This window comes from Enterobacter quasimori, from assembly GCF_018597345.1.
GTDB classification, from domain to species: domain Bacteria; phylum Pseudomonadota; class Gammaproteobacteria; order Enterobacterales; family Enterobacteriaceae; genus Enterobacter; species Enterobacter mori.
The window spans coordinates 1,478,393-1,500,989 of the sequence record NZ_JAHEVU010000001.1; the positions used below are offsets into that span (position 1 = coordinate 1,478,393).

Here is a 22,597-nt window from a genome sequence, read left to right on the forward strand (position 1 = left end):
GGTGCCCTCACCCCGGCCCTCTCCCACAGGGAGAGGGTGCAAACACTAAAAACGGCAACCAGGTTGCCGTTTTGCTTTTACCTTCGCGAGAGCTTAAATGCAATAAACAGGAACACAACCCACACCGGCAGCAGCATCGCTGACAGGCGCATCTCTTCCATGGTGCACATCAGCACCAGAATCAGCCCCAGGAACGCAATGCAGATATAGTTCCCCGCCGGGTAGAGCAGCGCTTTAAACTGCGTCTCGCGTCCCTTGCGGCGCATCGCCGCGCGGAAGCGCAGGTGCGCCAGGCAGATCATGATCCAGTTCAGCAGCAGCGTCGCGACCACCAGCGCCATCAGCAGGCCAAAGGCCTGTTTCGGCAACAGGTAGTTGATCAGCACCACCAGAGAGGTAATCGCGCCGGAAAGGAACAGCGAGTTGACCGGCACGCCGCGACGGCTGACGCGGGTGAGGAATTTCGGCGCGTTGCCCTGCACCGAGAGGCCAAACAGCATACGGCTGTTGGAGTAAACCCCGCTGTTATAGACCGACAGCGACGCCACGAGGATGACGAAGTTCAGCGCCGAGGCCACCACGTTGCTGTTCAGATCGTGGAAAATCATCACGAACGGGCTGCTGTCGGATTTCACTTCCACCCACGGATAGAGCGCCAGCAGCACTACCAGCGAACCGATATAGAACAGGAGAATACGGTACACCACCTGGTTAACCGCTTTCGGGATGCTTTTATGCGGGTCGCGCGCTTCGGCAGCGGTAATGCCAATCAGCTCGAGTCCGCCGAAGGAGAACATGATCACCGCCAGCGAGAGGATCAGCCCTTTCCAGCCGGTGGCCAGGAAGCCGCCGTGCTGCCACAGGTTGTCGATAGTGGCGCGCTCGCCGCCGTGGTCGGAGAACAGCAGCCACAGGCCAAAGCCTATCATGCCGATAATCGCCAGCACCTTGATCAGCGCAAACCAGAACTCGGTTTCGCCATACAGGCGCACGTTGACGAGGTTAACGGCGTTGATAATGATGAAGAAGGCTGCTGCCCAGATCCACGTCGGCACGTCCGGCAGCCAGTACTGCATGTAGATGCCGGCGGCGGTCAGCTCTGCCATCCCGACCAGCACGAACATGACCCAGTAGTTCCAGCCGGACAGGAAGCCTGCAAACGGGCCCCAGTATTTATAAGCAAAGTGCGCGAAGGAGCCTGACACCGGCTCTTCAACGACCATCTCGCCGAGCTGGCGCATGATCAGGAAGGCGATAATCCCGGCGATAGCGTAACCCAGCAGAACCGCCGGGCCAGCCATCTGAATGGCGGGGCCGATGCCGAGAAACAGCCCGGTACCAATTGCGCCGCCCAGGGCGATTAACTGAATGTGTCGATTTTGCAAACCACGTTGCAGCGTCGGATTCTGATCCGACGAAGCTTCAGCGCTACCATGGCCTGAAGCGGATGACGCGTCTTTCACGCCCTACCCCTGTCTCTTTTTTAGAAGGGGCACGTTTTAACACTTCATGCTGGAGGTAGCAAGCTTAACGCCGGGCCACTGCATGCACCCGGCAGATAAAGGTCACGACCCGATGATCCCACCGTCCGCTTTGACGATCACCACCGTTGACGATCGCGGACGCCCGTTCGGGCTGGCGTCTGGCCAGTTGGAGACGGCGCGCGGATTGGCCGGATCGGTAATATCATCCCCGCCCTCTCCCGGATGCTGAATGTTAATGAACAGCGTTCGGTTGTCCGGCGTAAACGCAATGCCGGTGATTTCACACCCGCGCGGTCCGGTCAGGAAACGGCGGTATTCGTTAGTGCCCGGAATGGTGGCGACCATCTGGTTATTGCCCATCCCCTCGTACGCTTTCTTATTGATGGTGCTGGAAGAGACGTCGGTTTGGATCCACAGGACGCCCTGGTGATCGAACGACAGGCCATCCGGGCTGCCGAATTCCGCTCCCTGCATGGAGCCTTTGGCCTTCGGATCGTCGCCGCCGGTGCGCCCGGCCATGACCAGAATATCCCACTTAAAGCGTGCGGCAGCAGGATCCGCCCCCTCTTCATGCCAGTGCATAATATGGCCAAACACGTTGTTGGCGCGCGGGTTGGCGGCATCGACCGGCGCCTTGCCCTCCTTGCCGCGATCGCTGTTGTTGGTAAGCGTACAGTAGACGCTGCCGCCGGCGTGCGGGTCGACGGCTATCCACTCGGGGCGATCCATTTTCGTCGCCCCCACCACGTCAGCCGCCAGGCGGGTTTTAATCAGCAGGTCGCCCTGGCTTTCAAATCCGTTGCTTTTATCCAGGCCGTTTTGCCCGAAGATCAGCGGCAGCCAGTCGCCGCTCCCCTCCTCGTTGAACCTGGCGACGTACAGCGTGCCTGACGTCAGCAACTGCATATTGGCTTCACGGTTCGCAGGATCGTATTTGTTGTCCGAGACAAATTTGTAGATGTACTCAAACTTCTGATCGTCACCCATATAAACCACCACGCGCTTATCGGCGGCGAGCGTGACGGCCGCCCCCTCATGCTTGAAGCGGCCAAGAGCGGTGTGTTTGCGCGGCGTGGAGGTCGGGTCGTAGGGATCAATCTCCACGACCCAGCCAAAACGGTTGGGTTCGTTAGGGGTTTTATCGACGCTGAACCGGTCATCCACTTCGTTCCAGCGGTAGGACTCGTCGCTGTCGTTGATGCCGTAGCGTTTTTCCAGCGGGTTAAGATCGGCTTTTTTGACAAAAATATCCGACCAGTTCTCCTCGCAGGTGAGATAGGTTCCCCACGGCGTGTGGCCGTTAGCGCAGTTTTGCATGGTGCCCAGCACGCGTTCCCCCTGCGGGTCGACGGCGGTTTTCACTAAGGGCTGATGCCGCGCCGGGCCGGTAAGCTGCATCGGCGTATTGACGGTTATACGGCGGGCGAGAGAGGACGGGCGAACCACCTGCCACTCACTGCCCGTTTTTTTCACTTCCACCACCGACACGCCCATCGCGTTCTGCCCCTTGCGGACTTTGTCGAGGCTCCAGTTCGCGGTGCCGTCCGTAAACAGCATTCCGTTGTCGATGTATTCATGGTTCAGCGCCAGCAGCCCATGCTCCGGGTTTTGCGCTCCCTGCGGCAGGCTAAACCACGCCATCCCGTCGTGGTGCATGCCCGCCTGCACCGCCTGCTCGTCCGCGGTGTTGCTGGCGTCCGGCTTAAAGGCCGGCATGTTGTTTTTAATTCCCGTCGGGTCACCCCAGCGATAAAACGGGCGAGCAATATAGCCTTCCGGCACCCTTACCGTATCTTCCGTGGAAACGGGGATGCTGCTAAACCCAAGCGACACCGCTTTCGCCAGCGTGGAAGGCTTCGATACCGCGGCAATGGCGCTTTCGGGTTTGATCAGAAAGGGGAATGAAACGGCAGCCCCCGCAACGGCGCCCATCTGCAAAAAACGGCGGCGGGAAAGGAATACCTCGGCAACCTCGGAGAAAACCGGGTTGGCGCTGCGGTTAGCGATCTCGTCGCGATGTTCTTTTTTGAAAACGGATTTGAGGGGTCTGCCCATAGCGGCTTCCTGTCATTGGCCAAGAGGTAAGAATGTGGCGACCAGTGTAAGAAGCTTTTGTTACAATTTTATAACACGATAACGGAAGGATGGGGCATCCATGCCCCGGATAACGAGGTGGAACGCTTAGAACTCGTAGCCAACCGATACCTTAAAGGTCCGCGGTTCACCCTGAGTGATGTAGGTGCCGGAATCGTCTACGCTGGCCCAGTAGTTCTCGTTGGTCACGTTGTCGATGCCTGCGCGCACGGTCATCTGGTTTGCATTGTGGTTCACCGCGAAGCGATAGCGCATGCCCAGATCCAGCGTGGTGTAGCTGTCCAGCTTTTTGGTGTTTGCCAGGTCTGCGTACTGCGTGCCGGAGTGGTTCACGCGGGCGGTCGCCGTCAAACCGTCAACGGGCTTGATGTCGTACTCCGCGCCCAGCACGGCGTAGAAACTCGGAATACCGATCGCATCGTTACCCTGATTGACGCCATTTTTGGTTTTAGTCAGCTCGGCCTGCAGCCAGGTGGCGCTGGCGTTCAGACGCATACCCAGCATCGGCTCGCCGAAGACGTTCAGCTCAACGCCACGGTTACGCTGCTCGGCGTCCAGGCCGTAGTGGCCGCTGTCGTCGAGGATTGCCGACGGCATTTTGATTTCGAACAGCGCAAGCGATCCGCCCACGCGGCCGAAGTCCGCCTTCACGCCCACTTCGTTCTGCTTAGAGTGCACGATACCGGTGCTCTGACCGTAGTTGGTGGCGGTGTTGGGTGCGGTTTTGCCCGGCTGCAGCGCTTCGGTGTGGTTGGCGTAGAGGGAAATTTCCTCCCACGGCTTGTAGACCACGCCGTAGGTGGGCATCCAGCGGCTGCCGTCGAAACCGTCCGCCGCGTTTTCCGCCCCGGTGATTTTGTTGTAGCCGCGAACGACCACCTTCTGATGGCGCGCCCCGGCGGTGAACAGCAGCTTATCGTCCAGTACGCCCAGCGTATCGCTCAGCAGCCAGCCCTGAGTACGGGTGCGCCCGCTGGTCAGCGGATCGCTGTATTTCCCGCCTGAACCGTTGAGGTTGGTGCTGTCCGGCATCTCAACGCCGGTGTTGTGGTAGATGTTGGTGGTCGGGTTATCCGCCGCCGCCGACATTTTCCACGCGATCTTTTCGTTTTTGGTCATCGCCGAATACCCGATGTTGACCTTGTGCGAAACGAATCCTGTATTGAAGTTGCCGCGAATGCCCGCCATGCCGCTGACGGAGTCGCTGATGCGGTTGGTGTCGAGGCGGCTGACCACCGCATTACCGCTTTTGTCCATCAGCTTCGGCGCGCTGTAGATCCCTTCCTCGTGCGCGTGCTGCGCGCCCAGACCGGTATAGGCGGTCCAGCCGTCGGTGATGTCGTACTCGCTGCGCCACATCCCGAATTCGTTTTCGATATTGCTGTAGGCCCACTTCTGCGAGAAGTTACGATCATTTTTCGGCGGCTCAGGAACGAAATCCACCGCTGAAATATTGACGCTGGTAGGGCTGCCGTGGAAGGTTTTCTTCTGATAGCCCATGTCCAGTGAGGTACGGAAGCGGTCGCCTTTGTAGTCCAGGCCGGTGGAAAGCAGCGTGGTGCGGCGGCGGTCGTTCGGTACGCCGGTTTCCCCTTCGCGATGGACGAGGTTCACGCGCGCGCCAAACTGGTCGTTATCACCAAAGCGACGGCCCGCGTCCAGCGTGGTGCCAATCTGGGAATCCGAGGTGTAGTCAACCCCAACTTTTGCCTGCGGCGTCTCGCCCGCGTGTTTTGGCTCAAGGTTGATCATCCCGCCCACGCCGGAGCTTGCCGCACCGTTCATCAGCGAGTTGGCACCTTTGAAGATCTCGATGCGGTCGACCATCTGGGCATCCACCACCTGACGCGGCAGCACGCCGGACAGGCCACCGAAGGTCATGTCGTCGCCGTCGAACTTCAGGCCACGAATGCGGAACGTTTCCGCGCTGTTGCCGTAACCCTGTACATACTGCACGCCCGCGTCGTTGGCGACGACATCGGCAATGGTCTTGGCCTGCTGATCTTCCACCAGCTTCGAGGTGTAGCTGATGATGTTGAACGGCACGTCCATGGCGTTCTGCTGACCGAGCATCCCCATGCGTCCGCCATTTGCTACCTGCCCGTCGAGGAAGGCGGGCACCAGCTGGTCACCGCCGGGGGTAAAATCACTCTCCGCCGTAGCCTGGACGACGAGGGTATCCTCTTTTTTCTCATCCGCCGCCAGAGCGGAATGCGTCACCGCGCCAATGGCAAGCGCCAGCAGCGTTTTATGCATTGTGGTGTTGTTCATAATTAACTCGTTTAAATGTGCGCGCAAAAATGACCCGTGATCGGGCCTTAGAATGGTGTAAATGCAATGCAAATGAGAACTATACGCATTATCTATGCGTTATCAAGTGTAACCGCGCATTTCTGGTCGCGAAAAGAGGTTAATCAGGATGGAGGGGTGATGACGAGGAGCAGGACGAGAACAGCCACCCCGCGTTGGGGGTGGCTGCAATAACGTTATTTTTTCTTGTAGATATCGGCGGTGCCGTGAATTTTGTTGTTGGTATTACCGGAAGTCAGTACCAGCACATCAGCGCCCTGCTTGTCTGCTTTCTCAATCAGCTCTTTCTTCGCATCATCAATCGATACTTCATTTGAAGTATTAACAGTACCGATTTTTTCATACTGTGATTCTACTTTCTCAAATTCATTTTTCGTCAGCAGTTCTGCAGCAAAGGCATTAGTGGTAAACAGAAACGCGGTTCCCAACAAAATAGCAGTCGTTTTTTTCATAACCTTTTTTCCTTGAGATTAATCAGCAACTACGAAAAGCCTCACACACGATGATGAGGTGTATTGAGCATGGTAGAGAATCTCAGGAAATTCCACACGTTCAGGAAAATTCTTTTATAACAACCCATTGCATGAAATAACTAACGAATATTAAGAATATTCAAAAACGCGTGCGACGCCCGCGATATCAATGCGCACCGCCGTACCGGGGTTCCACCCAGCCTGGCTGACCGTTTTCAGAACAACAGGCTCCTGCTGCCCGGCTAAGGCAAGGGTGAGCGTGGACAAATGGCCCGTGAAATCGACCTCAATAATCGAGACCGGGCTTTCATGCGGGGCGCATGCCGTTACGCGCAGCTGTTCCGGGCGCATCATCACTCTGCCCTCTCCTGTCGCACGGGCATTGTCCGTGGGCACTTCACCCAGCGCGCACATCGCGTACCCGCTGGAGAGCTGAGCGGGCAGGATCACCGCATCGCCAAGAAACAGCGCGGTCTCTTCATCTACGGGCCGGGAGTAGACCTCGTAAGGCGTGCCCACCTGGCTGAAGCGCCCGTCGCGCATCACTGCAACCTGGGTGGCAAAGGACAACGCTTCGTTTTGGTCGTGCGTCACCAGAATCGAGGCCACGCCAGCTTCCGCCAGCAGGTCGGCGGTCGCTTTGCGCGTCATGGCGCGCAGCCCGGTATCCAGCGCAGAAAAGGGTTCGTCGAGCAGCATGACTGACGGACGCTGGGCCAGCGCGCGGGCCAGCGCAACGCGCTGCTGCTGCCCGCCGGAAATCTCATGCGGCCAGTGCGTTGCCAGCTGCCTGTCCAGAGAGACTTTCTCCATCAGCGCGTCCACCCGCTGACGTTTTTCATCGCGCGTGCCGTCCAGCCCCCAGGCGATGTTGTCAGCCACATTAAGGTGCGGGAACAGCGCCCCTTCCTGCGGGACAAAACCGATCCCACGCAGATGGGCGGGCACAAAATTGTGTTCATCAAACAGCGTGCGTCCCTGCATGACAATGCGCCCGCTGTCCGGCGTTTCGAATCCGGCAAGAATACGCAGCAGCGTGGTTTTTCCCGACCCTGACGGCCCGACAATCGCCGTTCGGCTCCCCGGTGCAACGCTCAGGTTCACATTATCAAGCACCCGCGCATCGGAAAACGATTTCGAAATGGACGTTAATTCAAGCATGTCATAGCCCTGCAATTTTTTTAGACTGCATATAAAGAATGGCGGTTAGCGGCAGAGAGATAAGGATCATCAGCATGGCGTAAGGGGCCGCAGCCACATAATCGATCTCGCTGGTGAGAGCCCAGAAGCCGGTGGAGAGCGTACGCGTTCCCAATGGCGACAGCAGCAGCGTCGCGGTCAGTTCATTGCTGACGCCGAGGAAAACCAGCGCCGCGCCCGCCGCGGCGCCCGGAGCGGCCAGCCGCAGGGTGACGCGCCATAATGCTTCAGCGGGCGTGCTGCCAAGGCTGCGCGCCACGTTTTCCAGCTCAACCGGCGCCTGCGCAATGCCGGCCCGGAGGTTAACGAGCGCGCGGGGCATAAACAGCAGGAGGTAGGCGAGGAACAGCGTCACTTCCGTCTGATAAATCGGACGGGCATAGTGGATAGTCACCGTGACCAGCGCCAGCGCGGTCACAATACCCGGCAGCGAGCTGGTAATATAAATGCACCCTTCCAGCATACGGAAAATACGGTGTGGATAACGGATCCCGAGCCACGCGATGGGGATCACGCACGCCGTCGTCAGCAGCGCTCCGCCCACGCCGAGCATCAGCGTCTGGCGCAGCGAGTGCCAGAGATCGGCGCTCATCCAGTTTTCCACGCCACCCAGCCAGATCCAGCGACACAACACGATTAAGGGGACGCCCAGCGCCAGCAGCACCAGCGTCAGAAAAAGCAGCTGTCCCAGCCACGCCATAGCAGGCTCAAGCGGCCAGCGCTTCTGCTCGCGCGCGGCGCCTGCGCCAATCCGCGCATAGCGTGTTTTTCCGCGCGTGACGGCTTCGAGCATCAGGATAGCCAGACAGCATAAGGCCAGCACGCCCGCCAGCATGTTCGCGGCCGGGCCGCTGAACGTAGACTGGAACTGGTCATAAATGGCCGTGGTGAAGGTGTCGAAGCGGATCATGACGTACAGGCCATACTCCACCAGCAGGTGCAGCGCCACCAGCAGCGCGCCGCCGCAGATCGCCAGTTTAAGCTGAGGCAGCACCACGCGGAAAAAGACCCGCCAGGGAGGCGAGCCGAGCGAAGCGGCGACATCTTCAAGCGTGGGATCGAGACGGCGCAGCACTGCCGCAACCGGCATGTAGATAAACGGATAGTAGGCCAGAACGGAGAGGAACACCCCCGCAGAGAGGCCGTGCATGCCCGGCACCACGCTTACCCAGGCATAGCTTTGCACAAACGCGGGGATCGCCAGCGGGGCCACCGCCAGCGCTGACCATACGCCTCGTCCCGCAAGCATCGTGCGCTCCGTCAGCCAGGCTATCGCCACGCCCAACACAATGCACAGCGGAACCGCTAACGCCATGAGCCACAGCGTGTTGCTGAGCAGCTCAGCCACCCGCGGGCGGAACACCAGCGCCTTAATCGTTTCCCAGCCGGTCTCAATGCCGATGGCAATGATAAAGCCCAAAGGCAGAAGCGCCAGTAATGAAAACAAGACCGCTAACGCAACCATCGGCAGCGCGGGACGCCTGCGAACAGGCTTCCGCACGCGGTTTTTACCGATGTCGAGACTCAAACCAGACATAAGACATTCACTTTACGTTCAGGATCACAGCAGGCCAGCTTGCGTCATCAGCTCGATAACTTTCTTACTGTTGAGCGTGGAAGGTTCCACTTTTGGCGCATCCAGATCCTTCAGCGGAACCAGTTTCGGGTTGGACGCGGCATTCACGCCGACGGCATATTCAAAGGCGTTGTTGGTACGCAGGCTTTCCTGACCTTCGTTGCCGGTGATGTATTTGATGAAGGCCTGCGCCTGCGCTTTATGCTTGCTGGATGCCAGCACGCCACCGCCAGAGAGGCTGACAAATGCGCCCGGATCCTGGTGTTTGAAATAGTAGAGCTGGGTATTTTTGCTGTTTTCACCCGTTTTGGACTGATCGACAAAACGGTAGTAGTGATAGATCACGCCGCCATCAATCTGGCCCGCGTTGACCGCTTTCATCACGGTGCTGTTACCTTTGTAAGCAACGAAATTGGTTTTCATCGCCTTGAGCCAGTCCAGCGTGGCCTGCTCGCCCTTCAGCGCCAGCATTGCGCTAACGATCGCCTGGAAATCCGCACCTGACGGAGAAGCGGCCCAGCGCCCTTTCCACTCAGGTTTCGCCAGATCCATCAGCGATGCTGGCAGCTGAGTCTCATTTAATTTTTGCGGGTTATAGACAAACACGGTGCTACGCGCGGCGATGCCTATCCAGCGACCGTGCGCTGGACGAAATTCCGCTGGTACCTGCTTTAACGTATCGGCATCTAAAGGCGCAAATAATTTAGCGTTATCAACCAATACCATGGACGGCGAGTTTTCCGTCAGAAATACGTCCGCAGGCGATGCGCTGCCTTCCTGAACCAGCTGGTTGCCCAGCTCGCTGTCACCGCCGTTTCGCAGAGTGACGTTAATTCCCGTTTCTTTCGTAAAGCCATCAACCCATGACTGCACCAGGTTTTCATGCTGTGCGTTATAGACAACGATACCCTGATTATTATCAGCAGCAACTGATTGTGTAGAAAGGAAAAGTGATGAAGACAACAAGGCAAGCGAGAAGCATGACAGCAGGCGAGAATTCATGAACATATCCTTAATAGACCAACGGGAGTAATCACTCATAGCTTTGTGGGACGGGATTAAATCATACAACAACGCTAATGATAATTAGTATCAATCCAGTTTAGACGTAAAAGTGGAAAATATGTTCACGCCGGGGTTTAAGGTGATAAAAATCTATTTTAAAAAGCTAGCCGGCTAAAAGATTAAGAAAACCTTAAGACTGAAAACAGCCGTACTTAATTAGCCTTCTATTTATTATTTCGTTATTTAAAGGAACGTATCAGGGATAAGAAACGATAGATACAGGCTCAGGGAGGAGAAGAGGGTTAAGCGCGAAAACAGACGAAAATGCACATTCTGGAAAGAAAGTAATGCAAGACCTTGCAAACCGATGCAAAGCTTTGTGTGTCTCATTTCTGTCTCACATGACCGGGCAATCATCAAACTCGCCAGAACGTGCATCGTTGGTGATGTAGGTAATCACACCAAATATCGCATCCGGGCTCGTGCCGTCATCGTGAACAGGTATCTCTTCGCGCCTTCCGGTCTGCAAATCTTCAAGGTGAGGTTTGGGTGATTTGCGGTATCGCTTAATCCTCAGTTCATCCTCCATTCTGCATACCAGCAGTGAGCCGTCGCATGGAGATAGCGATGCATCCACTACCAGCAAAGCACCATTGAGAATGCCTTCTCGGTAGTGCGTTGTTCCCGCTCTCATGAAGTATGTTGCCGCTGGCCTGGCTATGATGCGCTTGTCGAGCGATATGCGCTCTTCTACGTAGTCCTGTGCCGGACTCGGGAATCCCATAACTCACCTCCAATAATTACTGTATATGCATACAGAATGACCTATCGAAGGTGTCGATCAAGTTGAAAGTCAGTGTTAGACTTTACAATCTTAAGAGTTTACTGATTTACCAGCAATTTTATTAACAGGGACATGCGATGCTTTTCAGTTCTCCGGTGTTCATATTCTTATTTCTACCAATATCATTTTTTGTATACTTTTTCCTCAATAAAATCAGAATGGTTTATGCAGGGAAAGTATGGCTTGTAGCTTGCAGTCTTTTCTTCTATGGATATTGGGACGTGAGCTATCTACCTTTGCTTCTAGGGTCGATACTGTTTAACTTCACGCTCGGATGGGCAGTCTCTCCTCATACAAAAGGTCTTCGGTTGCCAGCCACAAGAAAAGCACTTTTAACTTTTGCGATCATAGCCAACCTTTCGTTACTTGGTTACTACAAATACACCAATTTCTTTATTGAAAACCTTAACAACTTAATTGGTTATGAACTGACATTCAGAAACATAATTCTGCCGCTTGGCATCAGCTTCTACACCTTCACGCAGACCGCATTCTTAGTTGACAGTTATCGTGGTAGCGCTAAAGAGTATGACTTCGTTAACTACGCTCTTTTCGTCACTTTCTTCCCGCATCTAATAGCCGGCCCAATTCTCCATCACAGGGAGATGATGACGCAGTTCCAGTCCAAATGGACATGCGCAGTCAGGTACAGAAACATATTTATGGGTCTTTTTATCTTCTGCATCGGTCTGTTTAAAAAAGTTGTTATAGCTGATAATTTTGCAGTCTTCGCTAATGAGGGCTTTGCCCCTGGCGCACAGCACGATTTCTTCAGTTCGTGGGCTACCAGTCTTTCGTACACTTTCCAGTTGTACTTCGATTTCAGTGGCTATTGCGACATGGCAATTGGAGCCGCCTTACTATTCAACATTTGGCTGCCACTTAACTTTAATTCACCATATAAATCCCTAGACATTCAGGACTTCTGGCGTAGATGGCATATAACTTTAGGCCGTTATTTACGTGATTACGTCTATATCCCGCTCGGTGGAAATCGTTGCTCAAGCGCAAGAATTTATTTCAACCTCTTTGCTACCTTCGTTCTTGGCGGTCTGTGGCATGGTGCAAGCTGGATGTTCATCATTTGGGGGGCAATGCATGGCGGTGCGCTAGTTATTCATAGATGGTGGAAGCAGCGAGGGTTTGAGATGCCAAAAGTGCTGGCCTGGTTCATTACCTTCATGTTCATTAACGTGGCATGGGTTTTCTTCCGCGCACATTCAGTTGATGACGCGTTGAGAATACTGGCAGGAATGGTTGATATTAAGTCAATAAACTCTGTCACTATGTCTGATGTTCCAACCAATATGATCGCGTGGGGCGGTTATTTTATCGATACCTTAACCGGAATACTTCCGGCTGGAATGGTTGCAAACTTCCTATGCTATAGCCTTATCGTCGTCGGTTTCATCATCACACCTTTCAAAAATGCATATGAAATGACAGTTTCAAAAGGTAATCACGGAATAAAAACAGCTTGGATGGTCGTGCTGTTTACTTGTGCCGTTTATGCGACGATTCAATCAACTAACACAGTATTCCTTTACTTCAACTTCTGACGGGAACGGAAATGAAAAAGTATATATATGGATTCCTCATATCCTCCGTTGCGATCCTGGCAATAGCTCCAGTAGTCAATGTCAAAAATGAACTTGATGCAGGAAAGAAGGTGATTGATACCTCGAAGAAACAGGTTCATGAATGGGTTGACTTTACGTCTTTCTATAAGATGGATTTTGCCATTCCGGCATTATCATATACGTTGTATAAGATGGGAATTTCTTTGTACCCTAATGATACTGTTGTAGGGAAGGATGGATGGCTCTTTCTGGGTGACAAGTACAACAAGACGCTATCTGAAAACAGAAACCTCAAGCCTCTATCAGAAAGTGATATAAAAAAAATGATCAGCGCACGGCATGCCTGGGATGCTTATGTGAAGTCATATGGCGGCATTGGTTACGTTCTCACGATGGCACCTGATAAGCACTCTGTATATAGTGAAGAAGCACCAGGATGGGTAGTGGAAAGCGGTGGAAGTAAGAATATCAGATACCTTCTTGATCATTCCAGAAATGATAAGACATTCATCAACCTTGGTGAAAATTTCAGCTCGCTAAAGAATGATAGTGATATTATTTATTATAAAACTGACTCCCACTGGAACCAGAACGGCGCATGGCATGCATATAAAAATCTTGCCTCAGTGTTAGGAAAAGTCATTCCTGAAGTGAAATGGCTGTCCAATGATGATATAACGTTTAATAAAACGCCTAGGCCTGGTGGTGATTTAAGCAATTTTCTTCGCCTACAGTACACAATATCTGATGTTCAGTATCTTTATAATGTGAAGCCTGAACATGCAGCCCCAAAAGATGGTAAGGATAGAAATGAGTTAGCCTATCTATATAAGTCATCATCATTGAAAGCCAATGACTTGTATTATAATAAAAATGCTCTTAATGATATGAAGGTTTTATGGCTAATTGATTCATTCGGAGGAGGAATGAAGCAATATATGCATGCAACCTTTTCCACAATAAATGAGCAGCATTATCTGACGTTGATGGCAGACAAGAAGAAGTTTAAGAAGGTCATTGATGATTTTCATCCTGACATAGTCATAGTTACTGCGGTAGAAAGACAAATACTAATTCCTTCAGTATTTTTAGGCAGCCCAGATTAATATAAAAGATACGTGGGCCAGATTACTGGCCCACTCGTTATGATTTTGAAACAATAATCCAGTTTGCTCCTGTAGACCTCAACTGAACAGACTGATACTGTGATATCAAATTATAAAAGCTGCTGCCATTTATTAATTGACCGGATCCAGTTGCCGGATATATCCCTACAATATTTGATGAGCTATCTGTTTTTACCACCCTTATAAGCTTAGATGGATAACTCGATGCTGATGGTAAAATCACATTTCCAACCGCAGATATTGCATTGTACTGGACTTCATCTGCAATTCCTCCCGGTGTAGTGGTAGAAGATACCTGCAATACTCTCTGCCCCGGCATGACTGTAACTGTACCACCATTGAGTGGAGTTATTTGCCCTGTATACCTTAGAATTATTGGGTTGAATAATTCAATAGAACTTGCATCTGTTGAAAGAAATGCTGTTCCAATGCTATCAGCCACAACATTGTGTAACCTTACATTACTGGATCCTTGAATAATCCACCCGGTACCGGTGTAAGCATCCCGGTAAACCGGACCATTCACATTTAGAGATCTTCCGGCATACTGAATATATCCTTGGAGGAGATCGCCATGCGCAAAGCCCGATTCACCGAACACCACATCATCGCCTTTCTGAAGTCTGTCGAAGCCGGACGTACCGTTAAGGATGTCTGCCGCGAAGCCGGTATTTCCGAAGCCAGCTATTACAACTGGAAAGCGAAGTTCGGCGGTATGGAAGCCTCTGATATCAAAAAGATGAAGGACCTTGAGGATGAAAACCGCCGGCTGAAACAGATGTTTGCGGACCTGAGCCTCGAATGCCGCGCCCTGAAAGACGTTATTGAAAAAAAGCTTTAAAACCAGCGATAAAGCGTGAGCTGGTCAGCTATCTGACCGCAGAGTTTGCCATGAGCTTACGTCAGGCATGCAGGACATTGTCGCTGAGCAGGACGGTATTTCGTTATCAGCCGGATACGCGACGGGATGAGCCGGTAATTATGGCGCTGACCGTGGCGGCTGAACGCTATCCGCGATACGGATTTAAAAAGCTTTTTCAGGACCTTCGCAGGCAGGGCAACGCCTGGAACCATAAGCGCGTTCACCGGATTTACTGCCTGCTGAAACTGAATTTTCGCCGTAAGGGAAAACAGCGCCTGCCGGTGCGCAATCCGGCTCCGCTGGCAAAACCAGAGGCGATGAACCAGAGCTGGTCCATCGATTTTATGCACGATGCGCTGGTATGTGGCAGACGTTTCAGGACCTTCAACGTGGTGGATGATTATAACCGGGAAGCGCTGGCGATCGAAATTGACCTGAATATCCCGGCGCAGCGGGTTGTCAGATTGCTGGACAGGATTGTGGCAAACCGCGGATATGCCCACTTGGCACCTAACCATTTAACTGAGCATGCGAAGCAAATTGACTCAATTTTTGGGTTTGATGTCCCAAATATCTCCCACGCCGGAAATAAGGAGGAATTGAAGGAGGCGTAAGTACATAATTCATAATGGCACGCCCTGTAGGATTCGAACCTACGACCTACGGCTTAGAAGGCCGTTGCTCTATCCAACTGAGCTAAGGGCGCACGGAGAAGCATGAACTTCGCGGTGGTGAAACGCGTGGAATTATACGGTCAATGGCAGGTGAGTCAATGCCTTTTCCCCGATCTGTATCGATAACGGCTAGCTGATTGTAAATACGGCTGTTTTTTCAACATTATCACTACATCCCAGGTAGAATTTACCGCTGCGAAAAGGCTTAGCTGCTTTTAAGTAACGCCTGCTGTTTTCCTGTAGGCCAGCTCGTCACACTGGTGCAAGGTATCCCGGCCGCCTGGAGGCTGACAGACAACAGGACAATGGAGTGACAGCGCAAAACCTGACCTATACGCCTCCCCGGCTAAAGCACATTTCGCATGGCATCACCGGCATCAAACTTGAGCCCATCGTTGCCCTCGCCTCTTCGCACAGGATCGGCGTAGAGGTGCTTAGCGTTCTGTCACCCACGCTGCAAAGTGAAGATTTTTTCCGCGAACAGTCGGCAGAACAGTCGCTTATGCTGCTGGAAGTGCAGCTCAGTGTGCTAAAAAACGCGCTCGCCTGTCACAATATTTTCATCAATCTGCCGATAACCGTATTCACGGTGCCAGAACTTTTTCAGCGCCTGCTGCAGCTGCGAAGCCCGCCGCTTAATATTGAGATTGTCGACCCAATCGACTTTTTCACACTCTCCGATACACAGCGGCAAGTCGTGGCCCAGCGCCTGAAGCAGTTGACCATGAAGGGTCACCGCATCTGGCTGGATGACGTTGACGACAGCGTGGTCCAGCCCTTCTTATCCTGGCCGCTGCCGCTCGGCGGCATAAAAATCGATAAAGAAACCTTCTGGCGTATGCGCGCCACCCCCGCGCTGGGGGAACTGGTTTCCCGCTGTTTTCGGCTCGCCGGGAAGGTGCTTATCGAAGGTATTGAGACTGAACGGGATCGTTCCTGCGCACGCCAGGCAGGGGCACAACTCGGCCAGGGGTATTACTGGCCATCCTGGACATGGCCGGAGGATTAAACAGCCATCTCCAGGAGGGAGGCCATGGGAATGACAGTGCGCCGTTACCGTCGGCGTCGTACAGGAAGTGACGCACTGGGATTTACACGCTCGCCTTTTGCTCCCCCCTTCTTTGACCGACTCGAATTTTTGAGCCAGTCCACCAACCTGACCCATAAAACTGACGCCCCGTTTATCATTCTGGTCACGGAAGATCATTACCTGCGCACCGGAATGCTGAACGGGAATTTCCCGCTAAGCAGTTGCTCTGAATATCCGGTGCTGGAAGATGCCTTAAGCGCGCTGAATCAGTGGCCATCCGCGCGTCTGGTGGTCGATATCGACAGCCGCGCCACGGCGCTGATCGACAAACTGGATCGGCTAAGACGATATAGCCTCTACCCGCCTTTTCTAACCCCCCATCTGCTTGTCAGGGCAGATGATTACGATACCCGCCTGTTCTGCAAAGCGGCGGGGCCCTTTCATGTGCTTGAACGTCAGTTGCCCGCTGCGGCACTGCAGCAGTACCTGCTCGAGACAAAGCCGCCGCAAGGCTCGGTGAAAGAGTGGTTCACGCGCAGCGAATGGCCCATTTTACAGGAGCTGTCTCGTGGCAGAACGTTACGTCAGATTGCCCTGATACAAAACCGCCCTTACAGCCGCATTATTTATCGTCTCGGCTGTATTCTGGCCAAACTGGGATTAAACCATCGCCAGGAATTACTGCACCTTCTCAACAACCTCTCAGACTGCACGTTTTAACTTAAGCATTAACCCTTTCATTCCTAAAGATCTTTAAGAAATAACCTACTAATAATGTTAATTTTTTGTTTTAATTTAACATTTTCTTCGAATTTGCAACTATTCCTAATTTACCTCCTTAAACCACGTGAAATATCACTGAAAATGCCTATCTCAGCACTTTCCACCATCCGTTAAGCGATAAGGGAGTCCGTTAAAAAGATGATAATGATGTAAAAACAAGCGACTGATCTGTACGGGCCAGGAGCAGTAGGCGCAGGTTACAGCATATCCTGCTGTTCAATTTCAGGTTTAGGTTGCGGGTCCCCCTGGCTTTCAGATGAAGATTCCACGCCCGATCCCCCCTGTTTTTTGCGCTTGTTGTGCATTCACCGTACCACTTTCCCCATCTCGTTTTGTTAACAATAAATTAACACAAAGTGATATATGTCATTTTTTGTTATTACATAAAGATGAAAAAATGTAGTAAATGGAATAGCAGGACAATTGCGCTAAATTTAAAATAATAGCGATTCAGATCCAGAATATAATACAAAGCAATGGACCAGGATTAATTTACAGGGTTTTCGGAGAAAACTTACACGGTATAATAAGATGCGTTGCAAATATGAATAAGAAAAACCTTTTTGCCACACCAGCCAAATGAGATAACCGCGCTGAGGCATTAATTTACTCGCTACGTTAACAAGGATGCTTTCGCTCTTTCCAGGGAATTACTACCGTATAAGGATCACCATCTATATCCTTCCGGCATTTCGAGAGTTTGAACAAAACTCCGCATAACGCTTTTAACAATCTGAGGCATTAAAAATGAAACCGGCATCCGTTATCATTATGGACGAACACCCTATTGTCAGAATGTCGATAGAAGTCCTGCTACAGAAAAATAAAAATATCATAGTCAAACTCAAGTCTGGCGATAGCCATGAAGTGCTTGATTGTATTCGCAACCATCCCATCGATCTGGTTATCCTGGACATTGAACTGACGGGAACCGATGGGTTTTCATTACTTAAGAGAATCAGAAACCTAAACAAAGACATCAAGGTTCTGTTCCTCTCGTCAAAATCCGAGTCGTTTTACGCGGGACGCGCCATTCGTGCAGGGGCCAATGGCTTTGTCAGCAAGCGAAAAGATTTGGGTGAGATCTACAACGCGGTGGAAATGATACTGATGGGCTATTCTTTTTTCCCGTCAGAAACCCTGAACTTTATAAATCATCTGGGCTCCGGGAAAGGTATCACACCGGATATGCCGTTATCGAATCGCGAAGTGACGGTGTTACGCTATCTGGCGAATGGATTATCCAATAAGGAGATTGCGGAGCAGTTGCTTTTAAGCAACAAAACCATTAGCGCGCATAAATCCAATATTTATTCCAAGCTCGGCGTACAGAGCATTGTGGAATTAATAGATTACGCGAAAGCACACGAACTGCTATAAACTGAATTCACTCCCCGCAACTTAAGTGAGTTGCAGGGAGTGCGGTCAGCGCTAATTATAATTGATCATAAACGTGGCATCCGCATCAGCCCGTCCCGGCTGAGGGTTATCCGCTGTGGCAATATAATTGGCATAAAACGACAGTACCGCATTACCTTCTGCATCGACCGTCACCGGCTGGCTGGCCTGCTGAAGATCCAGCCGTGTTTTATCCGCATCGCGGATCTCCACGGCAACCTGACCCGCCGTACTGCCATCATTGAGCGCCAGCAAACCGCTGTCGCTGCCGTCGGCTTTGCCCGAAAAGGTAATCGAGGCTGCGCCGGGAGGACAGCCGGTCAGCTTCAGCGTAAACGGCATGGGCTGCGTGCGGCTCCCCGTGGTTCTTAGCTGTTTCGTCGGCCAGGTGCCCAGCGTGACGACCTTATCGCTGTCGTTGCCTTCGGCCACGCAGGTAAAATCGACGATGTTGCCGGACATCTCAATATTGATTTCCCCCAGCGCCGTGGCGGCCTGAGCGCCAGCGTGAAGCATCATCAGTACTCCCGCAGCAATGTACCTGCTCCAGTGTCCCATTGCGCCTCCTTAATCGTAATCCACGCGAAGATAGCCGCGCGAGGTGAAACGGCCCTCGGCAGGCTTGTTGCCCGTCACGCTCACGGGCCAGACCCGAATACCGACCTGCGCCTGAGCGCTGTCGTCCAGGCGGAACGGAATTTTGCTGGTGAGCGTGTTAGGCGTCAGCGGCGTACCGCTTTCGTTAGCGACCACAAACCCCAGATCGGGATTATTAGAAACCAGCGCGTTACCGGACACTTTCTCCGCTTCGATACGCATCGTCAGATACGCATTGGCTTCAACGTTTGTGCATTTAATGGCAATGGTTTTGCTTTGAGGCGTAACCTTCTGCGGTCGATTCCCGGCACCGGCCTGGCTAAACAACGACGCACCAATATCGCCAAAATCAAACTCCACGACCTGGCCTGCGTTGATCGCACAGCTTTGCGGTACCTGAATCGTTCCGCTGTAGCTGATGGTATAAACCGGCGTATTAAGCGGATCGGCGGTTGTCGTCGTGACATAGACCCTGAACATGGTCTGCTGCGGGATCACCACCATATTGATAAAGCGCCGCGTTACCCTCAGACGGAAAACCAGCTTGGAATCGGTTACCGGAAAAGCCTTGTTATTCGGTACGTTGGGGTGCTGCCCCATCTGAATATAATTCGCGGGAGGGTAGAACGTGCCCGCAAAGTCATCGTGGATCTGCATGGCGCCGTCGAGGTACTCATTCAGCTTTACATATTTATAGCTGTCGATCACCGTGGTAATGGGCAAGTCGGTGACATAGCTGCGCATGGTTGATTTACCGGTTGTCCCGCGGGGACAAATGGCATTCACCCCCACCAGCCCAGATTTTTGCGCCAGGGTGACAATCTCCCCCGGCCTGTTGTTAGAGCTGTTAAACACGTTGGAGAGATCGTAGGAAATATCCTTCGCCACGCCGGTGGAGTTCTGGCACACCGTGGCGCATGCGGGCAGTACGCTGCACAACACTGCCGCGCCAAATATGCTACGGATAATGGTCATGATTGGGTTCCTGTTAGCGTTCACAGCGTGCCCCCGCCAGCGTAATGGCCTGGTTCAGGCTTTCCGGTGGTAAGTGATAGCTTGCACGGCACTGGGACTGCTTTCCGTCGCCCCACTGGATAAGTAGCTCACCTTCCAGCGGCAGCCCGCTGAGGTAAATCTGCCCGTCATCCCCCACCATGCTGGTGACGCCGCTTTGCGTTTCACGTACCACCGCGCCAAACGGCACGGGCTGGTCGCCGCGCTTGACGGTCAGCAGAGCGCGCACGCCAATACGGGTATCGAAGCTGGCGCGCACCAGCGCCCCTTTGGTCGGCACCACGCTGCTCACGTTATTTTCGATGTCGGTGTTGTTGCTCATCGTGTTGGTGTCCAACGCCACGCGGTTGTAGCGGTAGACGGTGGCATACGGCATCACCGCATAGCCTCGCCAGTCGGTTTTCACCCCGGTCTGGTTTTCCACGCTCACCCCGGAGGCGCCCGGCGCTTTGATCAGCACGTTGGTGTCGCCCAGCGGCTGGCTGAAGGTCACCCCGTCTGAATGCCCCACCACGCCGCCGGAAAGCTGCCAGTTGAGATCGTGCTGGTCGCGGGCGTAGTTGTAGCCCACCCCCAGCGTGCCGTAGGTCGCCTGCCAGTTGGCGCTGGCGCTGCCGCTGGCACCGTTATTGCTGGTATGTCCCTGGGTGACGCTGTAGTTCAGGTTGCGGTCTTCGAGCAGTGTTCCGCTCACGCCGGTCTGCCAGCTGGTATCGCCATCGCTGTTACGGCTGGCAGAAGCGGTGGCGTAGGCTCTGTCGATGGCGCTATCGCGGCGATAGCCGTGACGGGTAAACAGGCTGAACGGCACGGAGACGTTAAACGACGCAATCCGGTCCGTACCGTCGATCCCAACGGCCTTGTTCCACGACCATGACACGGAGTAGTTGATCCCCTTCACGCCGCCCGCATAGCCCAGCTGGTACCAGACGTTCGATTCGCTGGTACCCCAGTAGCTCTGCTGGCTACCGGAGAGGTAAACCGAGCCGTAGTCCCCCAGCGACTGGGAAATGTTGAGCTGGAAGCGCCCCTTTTTGTTCCACGTCAGGTTGTGATAACTCTGCACGTCCGGCACGCCGTCATCGTCCTGACCTTCGCCATACTGGTAGCCTTCCATTGAGCGCCACGCCACATCGTCCAGGGTGTAGAACCCTTTGGTAGAGTAGCGATAGCCCAGCAGCTGGAAGTTGGTGCCGAAGCCGTTAAGGGATTTCGCATAGAGGAAGCGCAGGGACTGCCCTTCATGGCGGCTGTCATCCGCGAGCTGGCTGCGGGCATGGGTGAGATCGAGCGAGACCGCCCCCCAGTCCCCGAAGTTTTTCCCGGCCCCGAGGGCAATCGCGGTATAGCGTGACGCCAGCTGCGTGCCGCCGTACAGCGTATAGCCGTCGGCCAGGCCGGTAATGAGCGTCCCCTGAGCGAAGAACGGCGTGTCCTGCTCGCTGTTGCCGCTGCGGTAATCCCCTGCCACCAGGTCATATTTCCAGCGTCCTTCACGCTGCAGCAACGGCACGGTGGAGTAAGGCACGGTGTAACGCTGCTGGCTACCGTCCTTCTCTTCTACCGTTACCTCAAGATCGCCGCTTGATGAGGTTGGGTTAAGGTCGGTAATGGCAAACGCCCCAGGCTGGACATAGCTCTGGTAAATGACATAACCGTTCTGGCGGATCGCTACCCTGGCTGGCGTGCGGGCAATCCCGCGCACGGTTGGCGCGTAGCCCTGCATGCTGTCCGGGTACATGCTGTCGGAGGAAAAGAGCCGCCCGCCGCGAAAACCGACGCTGTCGAAAACATCGTTACCGGTATTGCTGTCGCCCAGCACCAGCTCGCTTTTCAGCGGAATGACGGTGCGCTGCGCCCAGGTGCCAATATTCTGCCAGGTGCTGTGACGCTGACCGTTACTTTGGGTATAGCGCCACGCGCCGTTATTGCGTAATCGCCAGGCACCATAGTTCAGCCCGCTCTGCAGGTTCAGATAATAGCTGTCGTCATCGCTGCCGCGGTTGCCGGTAAAGCTGTAATTCAACAGGGCGGCGGGAATGCCTTCATCCCACTGTTCAGGCGGAATGTAGCCCCGGGCGCTGTTTTGCATGGCCACCTGCGGCAGGCTCACGTTCAGGCGCAGTGACGCAAAGTTGAAGGCCGTTTCGCTGCCGGGAATAGCCGTCGTCATCGGAACGCAGTTCTCCCCCTGCATGTTTGCCAGTTCCGGGAACGCCGCAATGTTGACGCCGAAACGGTCGAGCATCGCGCGCGTAATGCACGGCGCTAACCCGCCCGCGACGGGTGGCGTGTTTTCGGCTTGTTCAAAACGCACGTCCTGCGTGCCGATAAACTCATCGTTGCGCCAGATGTCTACGCGATAGACGCCCGGTGCCTGCTGGTGTCCTTGTTCAAAACGCGACAAATCCGCCACGCTGGCGGCGTCGTCGGACAAAAAAGCCGGGTTGAAGTAGCTTTCGCTCCAGCCGGCGTGCGGCCAGAGCGTTGTCATCAATGCCAGTGCAACCGGGCAGTAACGCCATTGAGTGTTCATCGCCCTGACT

General features: G+C 53.6%; 17 protein-coding genes, 1 tRNA gene and 1 pseudogene. 6 read left to right on the forward strand and 13 right to left on the reverse strand.

Features of this window, described 5'->3' with window-relative positions; translation table 11 throughout:
• Positions 1–77: 77 nt before the first annotated feature.
• The 8 genes from pheP to KK102_RS07140 form a co-directional block, all read right to left on the reverse strand.
• Complete coding sequence (gene pheP / locus KK102_RS07105) at positions 78–1,463, reverse strand: phenylalanine transporter (protein ID WP_216357271.1); 1,386 nt, start codon at positions 1,461–1,463, stop codon at positions 78–80.
• 102 nt (positions 1,464–1,565) lie between these two features.
• The gene (locus KK102_RS07110) at positions 1,566–3,539 is read right to left on the reverse strand and encodes a PhoX family protein (protein ID WP_216357272.1); all 1,974 of its coding nucleotides are present in this window, start codon (positions 3,537–3,539) and stop codon (positions 1,566–1,568) included.
• Between the two features lie 126 nt (positions 3,540–3,665).
• Entirely contained in the window at positions 3,666–5,849 is a 2,184-nt protein-coding gene (locus KK102_RS07115; RefSeq protein WP_216357273.1) for a TonB-dependent receptor, read from the reverse strand.
• Positions 5,850–6,064: 215 nt separating this feature from the next.
• Entirely contained in the window at positions 6,065–6,340 is a 276-nt protein-coding gene (yahO, locus tag KK102_RS07120) for a DUF1471 family periplasmic protein YahO (protein ID WP_010428286.1), read from the reverse strand.
• Positions 6,341–6,490: 150 nt separating this feature from the next.
• Complete coding sequence (locus tag KK102_RS07125; RefSeq protein WP_216357274.1) at positions 6,491–7,522, reverse strand: ABC transporter ATP-binding protein; 1,032 nt, start codon at positions 7,520–7,522, stop codon at positions 6,491–6,493.
• Between the two features lies 1 nt (position 7,523).
• A complete protein-coding gene (locus KK102_RS07130; protein WP_216357275.1) occupies positions 7,524–9,098 on the reverse strand; it encodes an ABC transporter permease in 1,575 nt (524 codons plus the stop codon).
• A gap of 24 nt (positions 9,099–9,122) precedes the next feature.
• The gene (locus KK102_RS07135; RefSeq protein WP_216357276.1) at positions 9,123–10,139 is read right to left on the reverse strand and encodes an iron ABC transporter substrate-binding protein; all 1,017 of its coding nucleotides are present in this window, start codon (positions 10,137–10,139) and stop codon (positions 9,123–9,125) included.
• 400 nt (positions 10,140–10,539) lie between these two features.
• Entirely contained in the window at positions 10,540–10,926 is a 387-nt protein-coding gene (locus KK102_RS07140) for a HumD family translesion DNA polymerase (RefSeq protein WP_216357277.1), read from the reverse strand.
• A gap of 137 nt (positions 10,927–11,063) precedes the next feature.
• Here KK102_RS07140 and KK102_RS07145 point away from each other — a divergent pair, with 137 nt between their 5' ends.
• Together KK102_RS07145 and KK102_RS07150 are read left to right on the forward strand one after the other, a co-directional pair.
• Positions 11,064–12,545: an MBOAT family O-acyltransferase gene (locus KK102_RS07145; protein WP_216357278.1), complete on the forward strand. Its 1,482-nt coding sequence runs from the start codon at positions 11,064–11,066 to the stop codon at positions 12,543–12,545.
• 11 nt (positions 12,546–12,556) lie between these two features.
• The gene (locus tag KK102_RS07150) at positions 12,557–13,672 is read left to right on the forward strand and encodes an alginate O-acetyltransferase AlgX-related protein (RefSeq protein WP_216357279.1); all 1,116 of its coding nucleotides are present in this window, start codon (positions 12,557–12,559) and stop codon (positions 13,670–13,672) included.
• A gap of 37 nt (positions 13,673–13,709) precedes the next feature.
• Here KK102_RS07150 and KK102_RS07155 read toward each other — a convergent pair whose 3' ends face one another.
• Positions 13,710–14,135: a hypothetical protein gene (locus KK102_RS07155; protein ID WP_216357280.1), complete on the reverse strand. Its 426-nt coding sequence runs from the start codon at positions 14,133–14,135 to the stop codon at positions 13,710–13,712.
• Positions 14,136–14,267: 132 nt separating this feature from the next.
• On the opposite strand from KK102_RS07155, the pseudogene KK102_RS07160 reads away from it, so the two are divergent.
• Positions 14,268–15,169: pseudogene (locus KK102_RS07160) on the forward strand (IS3 family transposase).
• A gap of 15 nt (positions 15,170–15,184) precedes the next feature.
• Here KK102_RS07160 and KK102_RS07170 read toward each other — a convergent pair.
• A tRNA-Arg gene (locus KK102_RS07170) sits at positions 15,185–15,261 on the reverse strand.
• A gap of 278 nt (positions 15,262–15,539) precedes the next feature.
• Between KK102_RS07170 and KK102_RS07175 the strand changes: the two genes are divergently transcribed.
• The 3 genes from KK102_RS07175 (at position 15,540) to fimZ (ending at position 18,422) form a co-directional block, all read left to right on the forward strand.
• Positions 15,540–16,238, forward strand: coding sequence for an EAL domain-containing protein (locus tag KK102_RS07175; protein WP_126544014.1), 699 nt, complete (start codon positions 15,540–15,542; stop codon positions 16,236–16,238).
• A gap of 24 nt (positions 16,239–16,262) precedes the next feature.
• A complete protein-coding gene (locus KK102_RS07180; RefSeq protein WP_216357281.1) occupies positions 16,263–16,979 on the forward strand; it encodes a helix-turn-helix transcriptional regulator in 717 nt (238 codons plus the stop codon).
• An 810-nt stretch (positions 16,980–17,789) separates the two neighbouring features.
• Entirely contained in the window at positions 17,790–18,422 is a 633-nt protein-coding gene (gene fimZ, locus KK102_RS07185) for a fimbria biosynthesis transcriptional regulator FimZ (RefSeq protein WP_010428271.1), read from the forward strand.
• A gap of 51 nt (positions 18,423–18,473) precedes the next feature.
• On the opposite strand, the gene sfmF is transcribed toward fimZ, so the two are convergent.
• Genes sfmF through KK102_RS07200 form a run of 3 tightly spaced genes read right to left on the reverse strand, consistent with a single transcriptional unit; the run spans position 18,474 to position 22,587 of the window.
• A complete protein-coding gene (sfmF, locus tag KK102_RS07190) occupies positions 18,474–18,998 on the reverse strand; it encodes a fimbria assembly protein (RefSeq protein ID WP_010428269.1) in 525 nt (174 codons plus the stop codon).
• A 9-nt stretch (positions 18,999–19,007) separates the two neighbouring features.
• Positions 19,008–20,012, reverse strand: a complete 1,005-nt coding sequence (gene fimH, locus KK102_RS07195) for a type 1 fimbria D-mannose specific adhesin FimH (protein WP_216357282.1) — start codon at positions 20,010–20,012, stop codon at positions 19,008–19,010.
• A gap of 13 nt (positions 20,013–20,025) precedes the next feature.
• Positions 20,026–22,587, reverse strand: coding sequence for a fimbrial biogenesis usher protein (locus KK102_RS07200; protein ID WP_216357283.1), 2,562 nt, complete (start codon positions 22,585–22,587; stop codon positions 20,026–20,028).
• Positions 22,588–22,597 lie beyond the last annotated feature (10 nt).